Below are 2,738 nucleotides of genomic sequence, written 5' to 3'. Positions count from 1 at the left end.
GAGACGGAGCTTTCATTAGATTTAGAGTAGAGGTCTATCCATTTATAAATTGTTGCAGGGGCCACGTCGTATTCTTTAGACAGCTGGGTGACGGATTGACCAGAATGATAGAAGGCGATAAGGGTTTTTTTAAATTCTTTTGAGTAGCATTTTTGCATGTTTTTGTCCTTTGTCTAAATTATACAATAGTGACTCTAAGATTTAAGGATAACATCACAAAAACTTTTGGAAGTGTGCTATTATAAGTTATATAATTCGTTCGCTTTCTAATGCTTAGTGGTTTAAGATTAGGATAGCACGACGTATTTATTTTCCAATGAAATTAAATAATTCTAAAAGGATACAACAAAACATGCGTAAAATCATCGGTAAGAAAAATAAAGTCCATTATGTAGAAGAAACAACTCGATTCCAAATGGTTAAATCTCACAAAGGATGGCTAGTTATCGGTGCATCAATGTTTGCACTTGGATTAGGGATGCTAGTTACAAGTCGGCCAGTGTCAGCTGATGTGGCAGCTGCCAGTACCTCAAGTATTGCAGTAAGGGCTGAAACGACCAGTGCAAGTAGTAGCAGTGCAAAGAATGCTGAAACGACCGGTGCAAGTAGTAGCAGTGCAACGAATGCCGATTCAACCAGTGCAAATAACAGCAGTGCAGTAAAGACTGAAACGACCAATGCAAATAACAGTATTGCAGTAAGGGCTGAAACGACCAGTGCAAGTAGTAGCAGTGCAAAGAATGCTGAAACGACCGGTGCAAGTAGTAGCAGTGCAACGAATGCCGATTCAACCAGTGCAAATAACAGCAGTGCAGTAAAGACTGAAACGACCAATGCAAATAACAGCAGTGCAGTAAAGACTGAAACGCCCAGTGCAAGTAGTAGCAGTGCAACAAAGGCCGATTCAACCAGTGCAAGTAACAGTAGTGCAGTAAAGACTGAAACGCCCAGTGCAAGTAGTAGCAGTGCAACGCAGGCCGATTCAGCTAATGCCACCAGCACTAATGAATACTCTGCATCTGCAAGCAATTTAAGCAAGACAGGTGCAGCGAGCACGTCAAACAGCACTGAAGTTAAGACAAATGCAAAGTATGAAAATTCTGTGGAAACAGTGGATAATAACAAGCGTGGTAATAGAGAGAATACACATTCTATTAACCAAAGACGAATTGTCAAAAGAAGTGCAATAGTTACAACTAAGTTTGCTCAAAACTACGGTAGAAAGGTATTGTCAGGTTCAGTTACCAATACGGGTTTCTCAGTTAGTGATCCAGATTATCCATCTGGAATGTGGATTGATCCAGATAAATCTCATTACAGTTATGAATGGTTGCAAACACAATATTATGGACACCAGATTGTTCTTTCAACTAATCGAACGGGCGATGGAATTGTTTATGTAACGGAATTATCGCGATCAAATGCAGTTTTAAAACAATACACTTTAAATAAAAATACTAAGGTACCATCTGCTGTATTTGATGGCACTACCTACTATAATGATACTTATTCTGCGATGGTTGAAAGTTCAAGAAATCCTCTTGCTGTTAAATATGTTGCTAGTAAATATGATAGTGGCTACTACAATAATCTATCTTATATTGTACCCAAATTGATCACACAAACAACCTATTACGTTGATAAAGATGGCAAGCAAATCACCGACAGTAATGGTAATCCGGTTGTTGCTTATACACAAAAAGGGTTAGTTGGCCAAAATTATACGACCAGCAACGTAAATGTTATAAATGGTTACTATGCTACTGCACCTTCTAATTCAAATGGCGTTATGTCACCATACGGAGAGATTGGTGCTAGTTATGTTAAAGACTTTCATAATGGAATAGTTGTTACTTACACTCAGACTGGTTCAGATGGAACAATGTCTGCTTCAATTGCTCAAGATGGAAAAGTTCTCAAGACATGGACAAATATAAAGCCCTCAGATCCTGCGATAAAGTATCCAATAGGTTCTACGACAACCGCAATTAAAAATCCATATATTCCACAAACCTCTGATGTTAAGTATGTTTACAGAAAGCTCGGCAACTGGGTCGTCTCTAATCCTGATGGATCGACAAAATCAATTATTTATCCCAATGATCCTATTGACCCTACTAAGATTGCTGATTCATCGGTGCCTGATTATCCGGTTATTGCTTTTATTCCTGGCTATATACCTGAAGATCATATGGGGGCTCCTTTGGTGCCAGTTGATCCCGATGATCGTACTAAGGGCTATATTCCACCAACACCTTCTGATATTGGTAAAAATACAACGATCACCTATACCGCAGATCAGCAAACAGGTAGTGTCAGCTACGTTGATGATACGACCGGAAAAACTTTAAAGACGGATTCAATTTCAGGAACAACGGGCTCGAAATCTAGTTATAGTACCAGTGGCAACATTGCGGATTATAAGAAACACGGGTATGAGTTGGTTACTGATGGCTATCCCGCAGATTTGACATTCGACAATGATGACACAACTGATCAGAACTTCACGGTTCACTTGAAGCATCGGCTGACGCCAGTGAATCCAACGGATCCACAGACACCGGGAGCGCCAATCAATCCAGATGAACCAGATGGACCAAAGTGGCCAACTCGCACCAACTATGATAAGACGGTCCATGAGACCGTCCGCTATGTTGATCAGGATGGACACGTAGTGGCCAAGCAGCACACTGATTCTGTCAACTTCACACGAACAGTCGTTGTCGATAACGTTACTG

General features: G+C 40.3%; 2 protein-coding genes. One reads left to right on the top strand and one right to left on the bottom strand.

Annotated features, from left to right (window positions below):
• A partial coding sequence (locus tag HZR21_RS11360; RefSeq protein ID WP_180747699.1) for a transposase occupies window positions 1-158 on the bottom strand: 158 nt, incomplete at its 3' end.
• Between the two features lie 158 nt (window positions 159-316).
• Here HZR21_RS11360 and HZR21_RS11355 point away from each other — a divergent pair.
• Window positions 317-2,738 (top strand): mucin-binding protein (locus HZR21_RS11355; RefSeq protein WP_425485324.1); only part of this gene is annotated, 2,422 nt, incomplete at its 3' end.

Source organism: Pseudolactococcus laudensis (assembly GCF_013449735.1).
In the GTDB taxonomy this organism is placed as follows: domain Bacteria; phylum Bacillota; class Bacilli; order Lactobacillales; family Streptococcaceae; genus Pseudolactococcus; species Pseudolactococcus laudensis.
Note: the sequence above shows the minus strand (reverse complement) of the source record. Positions and strands in the feature narration are given on the sequence as shown.